10 protein-coding genes and 1 pseudogene are annotated in these 12,724 nt (G+C 62.0%); 9 read left to right on the top strand and 2 right to left on the bottom strand.

The genetic code is table 11. The features are described 5' to 3' along the window. The 6 genes and pseudogenes from ACI77I_RS08775 to ACI77I_RS08800 all read left to right on the top strand — a co-directional run. Nucleotides 1–917: DUF1631 family protein (locus ACI77I_RS08775; protein WP_406997334.1), on the top strand; the 917-nt coding region annotated here is incomplete at its 5' end. Nucleotides 918–978: 61 nt separating this feature from the next. After that, nucleotides 979–1,542, top strand: coding sequence for a 1,6-anhydro-N-acetylmuramyl-L-alanine amidase AmpD (ampD, locus tag ACI77I_RS08780; RefSeq protein ID WP_094948951.1), 564 nt, complete (start codon nucleotides 979–981; stop codon nucleotides 1,540–1,542). Next, complete coding sequence (ampE, locus tag ACI77I_RS08785; protein ID WP_263274492.1) at nucleotides 1,539–2,375, top strand: regulatory signaling modulator protein AmpE; 837 nt, start codon at nucleotides 1,539–1,541, stop codon at nucleotides 2,373–2,375. The genes ampD and ampE overlap by 4 nt, the downstream gene beginning before the upstream one ends. Nucleotides 2,376–3,540: 1,165 nt before the next feature. Further along, nucleotides 3,541–3,744: pseudogene (locus tag ACI77I_RS08790) on the top strand (HAMP domain-containing protein); the annotation flags it as partial. A gap of 153 nt (nucleotides 3,745–3,897) precedes the next feature. Then, nucleotides 3,898–4,602 carry a methyl-accepting chemotaxis protein gene (locus tag ACI77I_RS08795; protein ID WP_406997371.1) on the top strand — a complete coding sequence of 235 codons (705 nt, stop codon included), beginning with the start codon at nucleotides 3,898–3,900 and terminating at the stop codon, nucleotides 4,600–4,602. A gap of 127 nt (nucleotides 4,603–4,729) precedes the next feature. Beyond that, a complete protein-coding gene (locus ACI77I_RS08800) occupies nucleotides 4,730–5,158 on the top strand; it encodes a hypothetical protein (protein WP_094948954.1) in 429 nt (142 codons plus the stop codon). Here ACI77I_RS08800 and ACI77I_RS08805 read toward each other — a convergent pair. Beyond that, nucleotides 5,105–5,881, bottom strand: coding sequence for a TatD family hydrolase (locus ACI77I_RS08805; protein WP_406997335.1), 777 nt, complete (start codon nucleotides 5,879–5,881; stop codon nucleotides 5,105–5,107). The genes ACI77I_RS08800 and ACI77I_RS08805 overlap by 54 nt on opposite strands. Nucleotides 5,882–5,883: 2 nt before the next feature. Next, the gene (gene cra, locus ACI77I_RS08810; protein WP_406997336.1) at nucleotides 5,884–6,879 is read right to left on the bottom strand and encodes a catabolite repressor/activator; all 996 of its coding nucleotides are present in this window, start codon (nucleotides 6,877–6,879) and stop codon (nucleotides 5,884–5,886) included. Nucleotides 6,880–7,173: 294 nt separating this feature from the next. On the opposite strand from cra, the gene ptsP reads away from it, so the two are divergent. The 3 genes from ptsP to ACI77I_RS08825 are packed head-to-tail and all read left to right on the top strand — an operon-like array spanning nucleotide 7,174 to nucleotide 12,695. Continuing rightward, nucleotides 7,174–10,032, top strand: a complete 2,859-nt coding sequence (gene ptsP / locus ACI77I_RS08815) for a phosphoenolpyruvate--protein phosphotransferase (RefSeq protein WP_406997337.1) — start codon at nucleotides 7,174–7,176, stop codon at nucleotides 10,030–10,032. Further along, nucleotides 10,033–10,974 (top strand): 1-phosphofructokinase, encoded by a 942-nt coding sequence (gene pfkB / locus ACI77I_RS08820; RefSeq protein WP_406997338.1) that lies wholly within the window; start codon nucleotides 10,033–10,035, stop codon nucleotides 10,972–10,974. 11 nt (nucleotides 10,975–10,985) lie between these two features. Then, nucleotides 10,986–12,695 (top strand): PTS fructose-like transporter subunit IIB, encoded by a 1,710-nt coding sequence (locus tag ACI77I_RS08825; RefSeq protein ID WP_263274495.1) that lies wholly within the window; start codon nucleotides 10,986–10,988, stop codon nucleotides 12,693–12,695. Nucleotides 12,696–12,724 lie beyond the last annotated feature (29 nt).

Raw genomic sequence — 12,724 nt, forward strand, 5'->3', positions numbered from 1 at the left:
ACTATCAGCGTGACAGCCTGTACCTGCAGATCGAGCAAGTGGTGCAGTGCTTGCTGAATGACTTCGTCGAAGACCTGGCGATTTTTTCCCAACTGCTGGCGCAGTTCAGTGCGTTTACCTTGGATGAACGCCGCCGTAGCGAGCTGCTTGAACAGCACACCCGCGAAGCCGAAGAAGGGCGTGTGCGCACGCAAGCCGCCCGTGAGCGTGTGGCTGACCTGCTTAACCGGCGCTTGCTCGGCAAGGTGTTGCCGCAATCCGTGGTGGAGTTTCTGCAGCAGGCCTGGAGCCAGGTGCTGTTGTTGGCCAGCCTCAAGCAAGGCGAACAGTCGGTGCAGTGGCAGTCGGCAGTACGGACCATGGACGAGTTGATCTGGAGCGTGGGCCTGCAGAAAGACACCGAGGCCGGGCGGCACCTGCTGGAGCAACTGCCTGGGTTGCTCACGGCGTTGCGCAACGGCTTGACCCGCGCGGCGTTCGATTCCTTCAGCACCCGTGAGTTTTTTGTGCGCTTGCAGGCCATGCATGTTCAATCGTGCGAAGGCGAGCCCCTTGATGTGCTGATCAAGGTGCGTGAGCCGTTTTCATTCGGTGCCGTGTTGCCTGACGCCATGGAAGGCCTGCCCAGCGATGACCCGGACCTGCTCAAGGCTCATCAACTGCGCATTGGCGGCTGGGTTGAGTTCCAGCAAGAGGCAGTCGCCACCCTGCGATGCAAGCTGACGGCGATCATGGCACCGGCCAACCGCTATATTTTTGTCAGCCGTACCGGGCTCAAAGTCCTGGACAAAACCGCCGGCCAATTGGCCATGGCGTTCAAGCGCGGCGCGCTGCGCACCTTGGACGATGGGTTGCTGTTCGACCGCGCGTTGGCGTGCGTAGTGGGTAACCTGCGTCAACTCAATCGCGGCAAGTGATCGCAACCGCAGGGCTGAACGCGGCATACTGGTGATACCTCGTCTCATTCAAGGAACCTGTATGCAGTTGGACCCCACCAGCGGTTGGTGCCAGGGCATTCGTCATTGCCCTTCGCCCAACCACAACGAGCGCCCCGCAGGCGAAATCTCACTGTTGGTGGTGCATAACATCAGTTTGCCCCCGGCGCAGTTTGCCACCGGCAAGGTGCATGAGTTTTTCCAGAATCGCCTGGATGTCACGGAACATCCCTACTTTGAAGGTATTGCCGACCTACGGGTGTCTGCGCATTTTCTGATTGAACGCGACGGTACCGTGACGCAATTTGTATCGTGCCTGGACCGCGCCTGGCATGCCGGGATATCCAGCTTTGGGGGGCGTGAAGTCTGCAACGACTTCTCTTTAGGCATCGAGCTGGAAGGGACCGATGAGCTACCGTTTACCGAGGCCCAATATGCATCCCTGATCGACCTGGCCCGCCAGCTGCTGGTGGCGTATCCGGACATTACCCAGCAGCGTATTTGTGGCCACAGTGATATCGCCCCGGGACGCAAGACTGACCCGGGCCAGGCTTTTGATTGGACGCGCTTTCGCAGCGCCCTGCAGGATGGAGGACACGCACGATGAGTTTCCTGGTGTTAGTGCTGGCGGTCTGGATCGAGAAGTTTTCGGCCCTGCGTCGGCGGTTGCAGCGTGACGGTGGATGGCTGCGTGAGCTGGCCAAGCTGGAATCTAGCGCGCGCATGGGCAAGCGGCCCTGGTTGATTTTAGTACTGCTGGTGTTGTTGCCGGTGGCCTTGCTAGCCCTGTTGCTGATGGTGCTGGAGCCGGTGGCTTATGGCCTGTTGGCGCTGCCGGTGCACTTGCTGGTGGTGATTTATAGCCTGGGGCGTGGCGATCTATTGGCCGGGCTTGGACCGTTTCGCGATGCCTGGCGTCGCGGCGATCTGCAGGCCGCCGAACACGTGGCCGAGCGCGACCTGAAGGTGGCGGCCGACAGTGGCGAGCAGTTGCTGGAGCGGGTGCAGGGCCATCTGCTGTGGCAGGCCTATCAAAGCTTTTTCGCGGTGATTTTTTGGTATTTCCTGTTGGGCCCGGTCGCCGCACTGGCCTATCGACTGCTGGCGTTGGCCAGCGAGCATAGTCAGAACCCCTTGGTCGCCGAACGTGCCGGGCAGTTGCGCCACGCGTTTGACTGGCTGCCGGTGCGCCTGCTGGCGGCAAGTTTTGCGCTGGTGGGTAATTTTGTTGCGGTCGGTCGGGTGATGCTGCATGAGCTGCTGAGCTGGGACATCAGCGCCGCACAACTGGTGGAGAAGGTTGGCCTGGTGGCCGCTGAAATTCCGGCGCCAGTGGTGGGGGCTGACGGTATCAATAGCCTGGATCGGCTGTGGGAGTTGCTGCTGCGTGCGGCGGTGCTGTGGTATGCCGGGTTTGCTATCTGGACTGTGTTGCCGTAATTAAGCGAACGCGGTCAAAAATGTGGGAGCGGCGGTGCGAGGATTCGACTCGCACCGTCGCTCCCACCGTTGTTTAAAGTCGTTAACCTTACGTTACAAAACTCCCTTTCAGATTGAGCTATACAGACACAGCGCCAAATAGTGGCTATCTGCCGTGCCCCTGCGCCTCAATAAAAATAAGAAAGGGAGTTCACCTGTGAAGAGCTTGCTCTATCCCGCCGTAGCGCTGATGAACCGCCTGAGTTTCGGCATGAAATTCAGCCTGATCAGCGTGTTGTTCCTGCTACCGATGCTGGCAACCAATTATTTCCTGGTGCGCGATTCCTGGTCTGAATTCCAGGGCACCCGCATCGAGCTGCAAAGTCTCGACCTGCTCGGCAGCAGCCTGGCCCTACGTCGCGATCTGGAAACCCTCAACAACCAGGTGCAGATCAACGCGGTGCTCGGCCAATCCGGCAAGGCTGGCGATCTTGAAAGCCAGATCAGTGCTTTGGAACAAAGCGTGCTGAGTCGCTTGCAAAGCCTTAATGCGATGACCACCGACCCTGAGCAAATCAGCGCCTTTGACGGCAAACGCGACGAGATGATCGCCGCGTTCAAGGCTCAGCAACAAGAAACCTCGCTGCTGAGCAAAAGCGCGCTGATCGGCAAATTGCTCAACAAGGCCCAGATGCTCAGCCAGATCATCGCCAGCCAGTCTGGCTTGAGCCGTGATGCCCAGAGTGATGTGCGCCAACTCAGCGAGCTGGTCACCAGTGTCACCCCGCAAGTCACCCAAACGTTGGGCGAAGGGCGCGCCATGGGCGCGTATTCCCTGGGCCAAGGCTTTCTCAATTCATCCTCCAGTACGCGCTTTGACGAACTGCTGCAACAGGTGGAGAAACTCCAGGCCGAATACGCCTTGAAGTTGCAGGATGCCCTGGGCGGCAGCGGTGCCGCGCATGCCGCGCTCGACAGCCAGGCCAAGGCCAGCAGCGCGAGCCTCAAGCAAGGCAGTGAAGTGTTTGAAGAGCAGGTGGTGATGGCCGAAACCCTAGATGCGCCCTGGCAGGCCTTCTACGAAGACGTCAGCAAGCTGATGGCCCAGACCTACCAGCTCAATGAAGCGACTTTGACCTTCCTCGAGCAGCAACTTGAGCAGCGCCTGGCGCAAAACCGAACGCACATGGTGGTGCTGGTCTCGGCCCTGGCGGCGGTGTTTTTGCTGATTTTTTATCTGTATGCCGGTTTCTACGCCTCGACCCGCACCACCTTGCGGCGCTTGGGGGCGATGATGGGCAAGGTTGCGGCCGGCGACATGACCGTCACCTTTGTCGCCGACAGCCGCGATGAACTGGGGGATTTGGGCCAGGTATTCAACGGCACCGTGGCTAAGATTCATGACCTGATCGAGCGTGTCGGCCACACCGTCAGCCAGGTCGAGCTGCAAGCCGGCCAGGTGCAGGCCGTATCCGCTCAGAGCAACCAGGCGGTGTCCGGGCAGCGCAGTCAGATCGAACAGGTGGCGACAGCCATGAACCAGATGTCTTCCACCGCCCAGGAAGTGGCGCGCAGCGCGGCGGCGGCGGTCAGCAGTGCCCACAGCGTCAACGATGAAACGGTCAGCGGCCGTGGCCTGGTGCAATCCCAGCAGAGCAGCATCGCGCGCCTGGCGTCGGAGATTGATGAGTCGGTACGGGTCATCAACCAATTGGCCACCGACAGCCAGTCCATCAGCAGCGTGTTGGAGGTGATCAAGAGCGTCGCCGAACAAACCAACCTGCTGGCGCTGAATGCCGCGATTGAGGCGGCGCGTGCCGGCGAGCAGGGCCGAGGCTTTGCGGTGGTGGCCGATGAGGTCCGTACCCTGGCCCGGCGCACCCAGCAGTCCACCGAAGAAATCGAACAGATGATCAGCCGATTACACAGCGGGGTCGGTGCGGCAGTGAAGGCCATGGGCACCAGCCATGCGATGGCGAATGGCACCGTGGGGCAGTCGGAAAAGGTCCAGCAGGCCTTGGAAAACATCCTCGGTGCCGTCGGCATGATCGTCGATCAGAACCAGCAGATTGCCGCGGCCGTGGAGCAGCAAACCGCCGTCGCCCACGATATCGATCAGAACATCGTCGAAATCAATCGTGCCGGCGAGCATGCGGCCGAAGGTGCGCATCAGACCGAGGCCGCCAGCCGACTGCTATCAATACAGGTCATCGAGTTGAAGCAACTGATTGGGGCGTTTCGTGTGTAGGTCCGGGGCGTAGGAATTTATCCTTGTGTGGTGTGGTGCCCGTCCTGATTTGCCTGTGGATCTTTTCTGAGTGCGTGAAGGGGTGAGAGTTTGTTTCAACCAGTCACAGACCAAGGGAGGCACGGCGATGACCGCTGTTATCGGCGTCAAAGGGCACTGCGCCCATTGCGACATCACGTTTTCACTCAAGCCTTGGCAGCTGAACGCCATTGCTATCCATGAGCCCTTTGGATGCCCTTACTGTCAGCGCATCTTGCAGTTGAACTGCCCCAAACAACAGCGCCAGTTCAAGTCGTTGGACCACTGGGCGATGGTGCGCCCGAGCATGATCGTGCTGACTTGCGTGGTGATGGTCGTGGCGCTGGTGGCCGAGTGGGTAGGGCTGATCAGTGTGATCGGGCAGCTGAATATTTCATTGGTAGTGGTGCTGGTGCACTTTCTGGTGCTGCGTTATGCCCGTCACCGGCAACGACTGACGTTGGACTTGCAGGCGGTCAACACGCTACCAATTGAACAGCTCGCACGCGTTGCGCGTACTCGACTCGGCCAACAATAAAGGGCTGATGCCCATGTGTTCAGCCAGGGCGGTGCAGATGTCCGGCAAGTGTTGCGGGCTGTTGCGCTGGCCCGGGTACATGGCGGGCGCCATGTCCGGCGAATCGGTTTCCAGCACCACGGCTTCCAGGGGCAGTTGGGCCAGTACTTTGTGCATGCGCAGCGCCTGGGGCCAGGTGGCCGCGCCGCCCAGGCCCAGCTTGAAGCCGAGCTTGATGTACTCGCGAGCCTCCTCAACACTGCCGGCGAACGCATGAATGATGCCGCCGCGTGGCAGGCGGATGCGCTTGAGGGTCGCGATCACTGCTGCGTGGCTGCGGCGTACGTGCAGCAAGGCCGGAAGCTGGAAGTCCACCGCCAGTTTCAACTGGGCTTCAAACAGGCTTTGCTGGCGCTCGCGGTCCAGCTGTTCGAGAAAGTAATCCAGGCCGATCTCGCCGACGGCGCACAGTTGGCGGTGGCCGTGCAGGCGGGTAAGCCATTCGCCCAGCGCGGTCAGGTCGGCGGGGCGATGCTCATCGAGGTACACCGGATGCAGGCCGAAGGCGGCGAACAAGCCTTCATCTGCTTGCACCAGGTCCCACAGCCGTTGCCAATTTTGCTGATACACCCCCAACACCACCATGCGCTGCACGCCGAGTTGGCGGCTGTGCTCCAGCACTTCCCGGCGATCAATGTCGAAGTCCGGGAAGTCCAGGTGGGTGTGGGTGTCGATCAGTTCCACGCTCAAGCCTCGTGAATACGCTGCTTGAAGGTCCGGCCGATGGCGTGCACGCCCGGTTGGTACTGTTCTTCTTCGATGGCGGCCAGGGCCAGGCGCAGTGCGGTGTCGGCAATCAGCTGATGTTGCTGGGCCATGGCGTTGACCGGCAACGGCAGAAAGTCCAGCAATTGGGTGTCACCAAAGGTGCCCAGGCGCAGCGGTCGGGATTTGAGCGGGAAGTCGTGCAACGCGTCAAACACGCCTTGCAGCAGCACGTAGGAGGTGGTCACCAGTGCGTCAGGCAAATGCCCCAGTTGCTGGAGAAGTTGCTCCATCAGCTGTCGGCCGCAATCACGGCTGAAGGCTTCACCCTCTTCGATGATGACGTCACCGGTGAACCCTTGCAGGGCTTCGCGGAAGCCGGCGGCACGCTCCTGGCTGATGCTCAGCTCGGGCCGTGCACCTATTAATGCGATCTCCTTGGGCACCGGTTGCAGCAGGCTGCTGGTCAATTGCTGGCAGGCCTGGCGGTCGTCGCTGACCACCGAGCAGAATTGCCCCGGCTCCATCACCCGGTCGATGGCAATCACCGGCAGGCCTTTGGCTTGCAGCTCGCGGTAGCTGTCATCGCTGGCCGGCAGGCAGCTGGCGACGAACAACGCATCGCAGCGCCGCGCGCGGAACAGTTGCAGCAACTGACGCTCGCTGTCGGCTTCATCATCGGAGCTGGCAATCAGCAATTGATAGCCGCGTGCTCGCGCGCCTTGTTCCAACAGCTTGGCGATCCGTGCGTAACTGGGGTTTTCCAGGTCCGGCAGGATAAAGCCCAAGGTGCGTGTATGCCGGCTGCGCAGCCCGGCCGCCTGGGGGTTTGGAGTAAAACCATGAGCGTCGACCACCGCCCGTACCCGCTCCACGGTTGCGGGGCTGATACGTTGCTGTGCGGCCTTGCCATTGATGACGTAGCTTGCGGTGGTAACGGACACACCGGCCAGACGTGCGATATCACTGAGTTTCAAACCGGGATTTCCTTGTTTTTTAGAGCCTGCCCCGACATTTTGTCCGATCGTAACCGATTACTGCACACGACTATTGTCTGAGCTCAAGTGCCGAGTGGTCCTTCAAGCTTGCGCAATTAACGCGTAATCTGCCATAAATTCTAGATTAAACGTTTCAGCAGGCGTATTTTTACGATGTTCGCCGCTGAGTGGCTACTGCCAATTGACCACTTAGTCAGTTATTTATGAACGCCCGTACGCTGATTTATTCAAAACAATACCTAGTGCGCACACCGCACTAACTAGGAGAACGGCATGCTTGAGCTCACTGTAGAGCAGATATCCATGGGCCAGGTGGCTGTGGATAAATCTGCTGCCTTGCACCTGCTCGCTGACAAATTGGTGGCCGATGGCCTGGTCGCCGAGGGTTACCTCAGTGGCTTGCAAGCCCGTGAAGCCCAAGGCTCGACCTTTCTCGGCCAAGGTATTGCCATCCCCCATGGCACCCCGCAAACCCGCGACCAAGTGTTTTCTACCGGCGTGCGCCTGCTGCAGTTCCCCGAAGGGGTGGACTGGGGCGACGGCCAGATCGTCTACCTGGCCATTGGCATCGCGGCCAAATCCGATGAACACCTGCGCCTGCTGCAATTGCTGACCCGCGCCCTCGGCGAGACCGACCTGGGCCAGGCGCTGCGACGTGCCAGTTCCGCCGAAGCCTTGCTGAAACTGCTGCAAGGTGCGCCGCAGGAACTGGCGCTGGATGCACAGATGATCAGCCTCGGCGTGTCCGCCGATGATTTTGAAGAGCTGGTCTGGCGAGGTGCACGCCTGCTGCGCCAGGCTGACTGTGTGAGCAACGGCTTTGCCGCCGTGTTGCAACAAGTTGACGCGCTGCCGCTGGGCGATGGCCTGTGGTGGTTGCACAGCGAGCAGACCGTGAAGCGCCCGGGCCTTGCGTTCGTGACGCCGGACAAACCGATGCGCTACCTCGGCCAGCCACTCAATGGCTTGTTCTGCCTGGCCAGCCTCGGCGAAGCGCACCAGACCTTGCTGGAACGCCTATGCGCGTTGCTGATTGAAGGGCGCGGCCAGGAACTCGGCCGCGCCACTAGCAGCCGTGCGGTGCTCGAAGTGCTCGGCGGCGAACTGCCGCCGGACTGGCCGAGTGCGCGCATCACCCTGGCCAACGCCCACGGCCTGCATGCCCGGCCGGCGAAGATCCTTGCGCAATTGGCGAAAAATTTTGACGGCGATATCCGCGTGCGCGTCATAGATGGCCCGGTGGGCGCCGTGTCGGTGAAAAGCCTGAGCAAGCTGCTGAGCCTTGGCGCGCGTCGCGGCCAGGTGCTGGAGTTTGTCGCTGAGCCGACGATTGCCGGCGATGCACTGCCGGCGTTGCTGGCGGCGGTCGAAGAAGGCCTTGGTGAAGAGGTCGAAGCGCTGCCGACCGTCAGTGCCCAACCGGCAACATTCGATATTGAACCGGTGATCAGCGCGCCGCAGGCCGGCAGCCAGGTCCAGGCCATCGCCGCCGCACCGGGCATCGCCATTGGCCCTGCGCATATCCAGGTTCAGCAAGTCTTCGACTACCCACTGCGCGGCGAATCTTCAGCGGTTGAACGCCAGCGCTTGCACGCCGCGCTCAGCGATGTGCGCGCTGATATCCAAGGCTTGATCGAGCGCAGTCAATCTAAAGCCATTCGCGAAATTTTCATCACCCACCAGGAAATGCTCGACGACCCGGAACTGACCGACGAAGTCGACACCCGGCTCAAGCAAGGCGAAAGCGCTGAAGCCGCGTGGATGAGCGTGATCGAAGCCGCCGCCAAGCAGCAGGAGTCGTTGCAGGATGCCTTGCTCGCCGAGCGCGCTGCCGATTTGCGTGACATTGGCCGCCGGGTGCTGGCGCAACTGTGTGGCCTCGACACCGCCCAGGAGCCGAATGAACCCTACATCCTGGTGATGGACGAAGTCGGCCCCTCCGACGTCGCCCGTTTGGACCCGGCCCGCGTTGCCGGCATTCTCACCGCCCGTGGCGGCGCCACGGCGCACAGCGCCATCGTCGCGCGCGCCTTGGGCATTCCCGCCTTGGTTGGCGCGGGCGCGGCGGTGTTGCTGCTGGCGTCCGGCACGCCGTTGTTGCTTGATGGCCAACGCGGTCGCCTGCACGTCGCCCCCGACGCCGCCACCTTGCAACGCGCCACGGTCGAACGCGACACCCGCGAACAACGCCTGCAAGCCGCCTCGGCCCAGCGCCATGAGCCGGCCCTGACCCGCGACGGCCACGCCGTGGAAGTGTTCGCCAATATCGGCGAAAGCGCCGGCGTCGCCGCTGCGGTGGAGCAGGGCGCCGAAGGCATTGGCCTGCTGCGTACCGAGCTGATTTTCATGGCCCACCCGCAAGCGCCGGATGAGGCCACCCAGGAAGCCGAATACCGTCGCGTACTCGACGGCCTCGGCGGTCGCCCGTTGGTGGTGCGTACCCTTGATGTGGGCGGCGACAAACCCTTGCCGTATTGGCCGATTGCCAGGGAAGAGAATCCGTTCCTCGGCGTGCGCGGTATTCGTCTGACGTTGCAACGCCCGCAGATCATGGAAGCGCAATTGCGTGCACTGCTGCGCTCGGCGGATAACCGGCCGTTGCGCATCATGTTCCCCATGGTCGGCAGCGTGGATGAATGGCGCGCCGCCCGTGACATGACCGAGCGCCTGCGCCTGGAAATCCCGGTGGCCGACTTGCAGCTGGGCATCATGATCGAAGTGCCGTCCGCCGCGTTGCTGGCGCCGGTACTTGCCAAGGAAGTCGACTTTTTCAGCGTCGGCACCAACGACCTGACCCAGTACACCCTGGCCATCGACCGTGGCCACCCGACCTTGTCGGCCCAAGCCGACGGCCTGCACCCGGCGGTGCTGCAACTGATCGACATCACCGTGCGCGCCGCCCATGCCCATGGCAAATGGGTCGGCGTGTGTGGCGAACTGGCGGCGGACCCACTGGCGGTGCCGGTGCTGATCGGCCTGGGTGTGGATGAGTTGAGTGTGTCTGCCCGTAGCATTCCTGAGGTGAAAGCGCGGGTACGTGAATTCAGTCTGAGCGAGGCCCAGGGCCTGGCGCAAAAAGCCCTTGCGGTAGGTTCGCCTGCGCAAGTGCGAGCCCTAGTGGAGGCCGTGTAAATGGCGAAGATTCTGACCCTGACGCTGAACCCGGCGTTGGACCTCACGGTGCGCCTGGCGCACCTGGCACCGGGTGAAGTCAACCGCAGCGAAACCCTGCTGACCCATGCCGCTGGCAAGGGTGTGAATGTCGCCCAAGTGCTGGCGGACCTCGGCCATCAAGTCACCGTCGGCGGCTTTCTCGGCGAAGACAATCCACAAGCCTTTGAGGCGCTGATCGCCCGGCGTGGTTTTGCCGATGCGTTCATCCGCGTGCCGGGTGAAACCCGCAGCAATATCAAGATCGCCGAGCAGGACGGTCGGGTCACCGACATCAATGCGCCAGGGCCGCAGGTCACTGAGCAGGCCCAGCAGGCGTTGCTCAATCAACTGACGCTGATCGCGCCGAGTCACGATGCGGTGGTGGTCGCCGGCAGCTTGCCGCGTGGCATCAGCGCGCAGTGGTTTCAAGGCTTGCTGGAGCACCTGAAAAGCCTCGGTTTGAAAGTCGCCCTCGACACCAGCGGCGAAGCCTTGCGCGCAGGTCTCAAGGCTGGCCCGTGGTTGATCAAACCCAATACTGAAGAATTAGCTGAAGCGCTCGACTGCTCCACCGATTCCCTCGCGCAACAGGCCCTGGCCGCCGAACGCCTGCACGCCCAAGGCGTGGAGCATGTGGTGATCTCCCACGGCGCCGACGGTGTGAACTGGTTCAGCCCGGGCACTGCGCTGCACGCCACACCGCCCAAGGTCAGCGTCGCCAGCACGGTGGGCGCGGGCGACTCGTTGCTGGCCGGGATGCTGCACGGTTTGCTCAGTGTTGATCTGCCGGAAACCACCCTGCGGCGCGCCACGGCGATTGCGGCGATGGCGGTCACGCAGATCGGGTTTGGCATCAGCGATCACGCGCAGTTGGCGCGTCTCGAAAGCGGCGTCCACGTGCGCGCGCTGACAGAACAATAAGAGGGTTTGTGATGAAGTTAGCCATTGTTACCGCCTGCCCGAACGGCATGGTCACCAGTGTGCTGTGCGCCCGCTTGTTGGACGCTGCTGCGCAGCGCCAAGGCTTGCGCACCAGCGTCGAAGTGGTGGACGTGCAGCGCCCGGAACGCCAGTTGTCCCAGGCCACGATCGATGAGGCCGAGTGGGTGTTGCTGGTCAGCAGCACGCCGGTGGATATGCAGCGGTTTGTCGGCAAGCGCGTGTTCCAGAGCACGCCGGCCCAGGCGCTGGCGGATGTGGACGCGGTATTGCGTCGCGGCGCCGAAGAGGCTGCGGTCTATGTGGCGACTGCGCAAACCGCTAAAAACGCGCCGCGTATCGTTGCAATCACTGCCTGCCCGACGGGCGTGGCCCACACCTTTATGGCTGCCGAAGCCTTGCAGCAAACCGCCAAGCGCCTGGGCTACGACTTACAGGTCGAGACCCAAGGCTCGGTGGGCGCGCGCACGCCTTTAAGCCCGGAGGCCATCGCCAATGCCGACGTGGTGTTGCTGGCCGCCGACATCGAAGTCGCCACCGAGCGCTTCGCCGGCAAGAAGATTTATCGCTGCGGCACCGGCATTGCCCTCAAACAATCCGAAGCCACGCTCAACAAGGCCTTGGCCGAAGGTGCGGTGGAAAGTGCCGCCAGCGGCGCGGTCGCCAAGAAGTCAGAAAAAACCGGTGTGTACAAACACCTGCTCACCGGCGTGTCGTTCATGTTGCCGATGGTGGTGGCGGGCGGTTTGTTGATCGCCTTGTCGTTTGTGTTCGGTATTCATGCCTTTGAAGAAAAAGGCACCTTGGCCGCCGCCCTTAAGACCGTCGGCGACCAGGCCTTCATGCTGATGGTGCCGCTGCTGGCGGGCTACATCGCCTACTCGATTGCCGACCGTCCTGGCCTGGCGCCAGGCATGATTGGCGGGTTGTTGGCGGGTACTCTGGGCGCGGGTTTTATCGGCGGCATCCTCGCCGGTTTCCTCGCCGGTTATTGCGTGAAGCTGATCACCCGTGCGGTGAAGTTGCCGCAGAGCCTGGAGGCGCTCAAGCCGATTCTGATCATTCCGTTACTGGCGAGTTTATTCACCGGTCTTGCGATGATCTATCTGGTTGGGCCGCCGGTCGCGCGGCTGCTCACTAGCCTGACGGACTTTCTCAGCACCATGGGCACCACCAATGCGGTGCTACTGGGCATCCTGTTGGGCGGCATGATGTGCGTCGATTTGGGCGGGCCGATCAACAAGGCGGCGTATGCGTTTTCCGTCGGCTTGCTGGCGGCTTCCAGCGGTGCGCCGATGGCCGCGACCATGGCCGCTGGCATGGTGCCGCCGATTGGCATGGGCATCGCCACGTTCCTGGCACGGCGCAAGTTCGCTCAGACCGAGCGCGAAGCCGGCAAGGCCGCGATGATTCTGGGCCTGTGCTTTATCTCCGAAGGCGCGATTCCGTTTGCGGCCAAAGACCCGCTGCGCGTGATCCCGGCCAGCATCGCCGGTGGCGCCTTGACCGGCGCGCTGTCGATGTACTTTGGCTGCAAGCTGGCAGCGCCCCACGGCGGTTTGTTTGTGTTGGTGATCCCGAATGCCATGAACCATGCGTTGCTGTACTTGCTGGCAATCGTTGCCGGCAGCCTGTTGACGGGGTTGGTGTACGCGCTGATCAAGCGCCCGGAAGCCGTCGAGCTGGCGGCCGTACCGACCTGACGGCGCGAACCGGCAATGGGATTACGGCG

This window comes from Pseudomonas sp. D47 (assembly GCF_045447305.1).
Lineage (GTDB): Bacteria > Pseudomonadota > Gammaproteobacteria > Pseudomonadales > Pseudomonadaceae > Aquipseudomonas.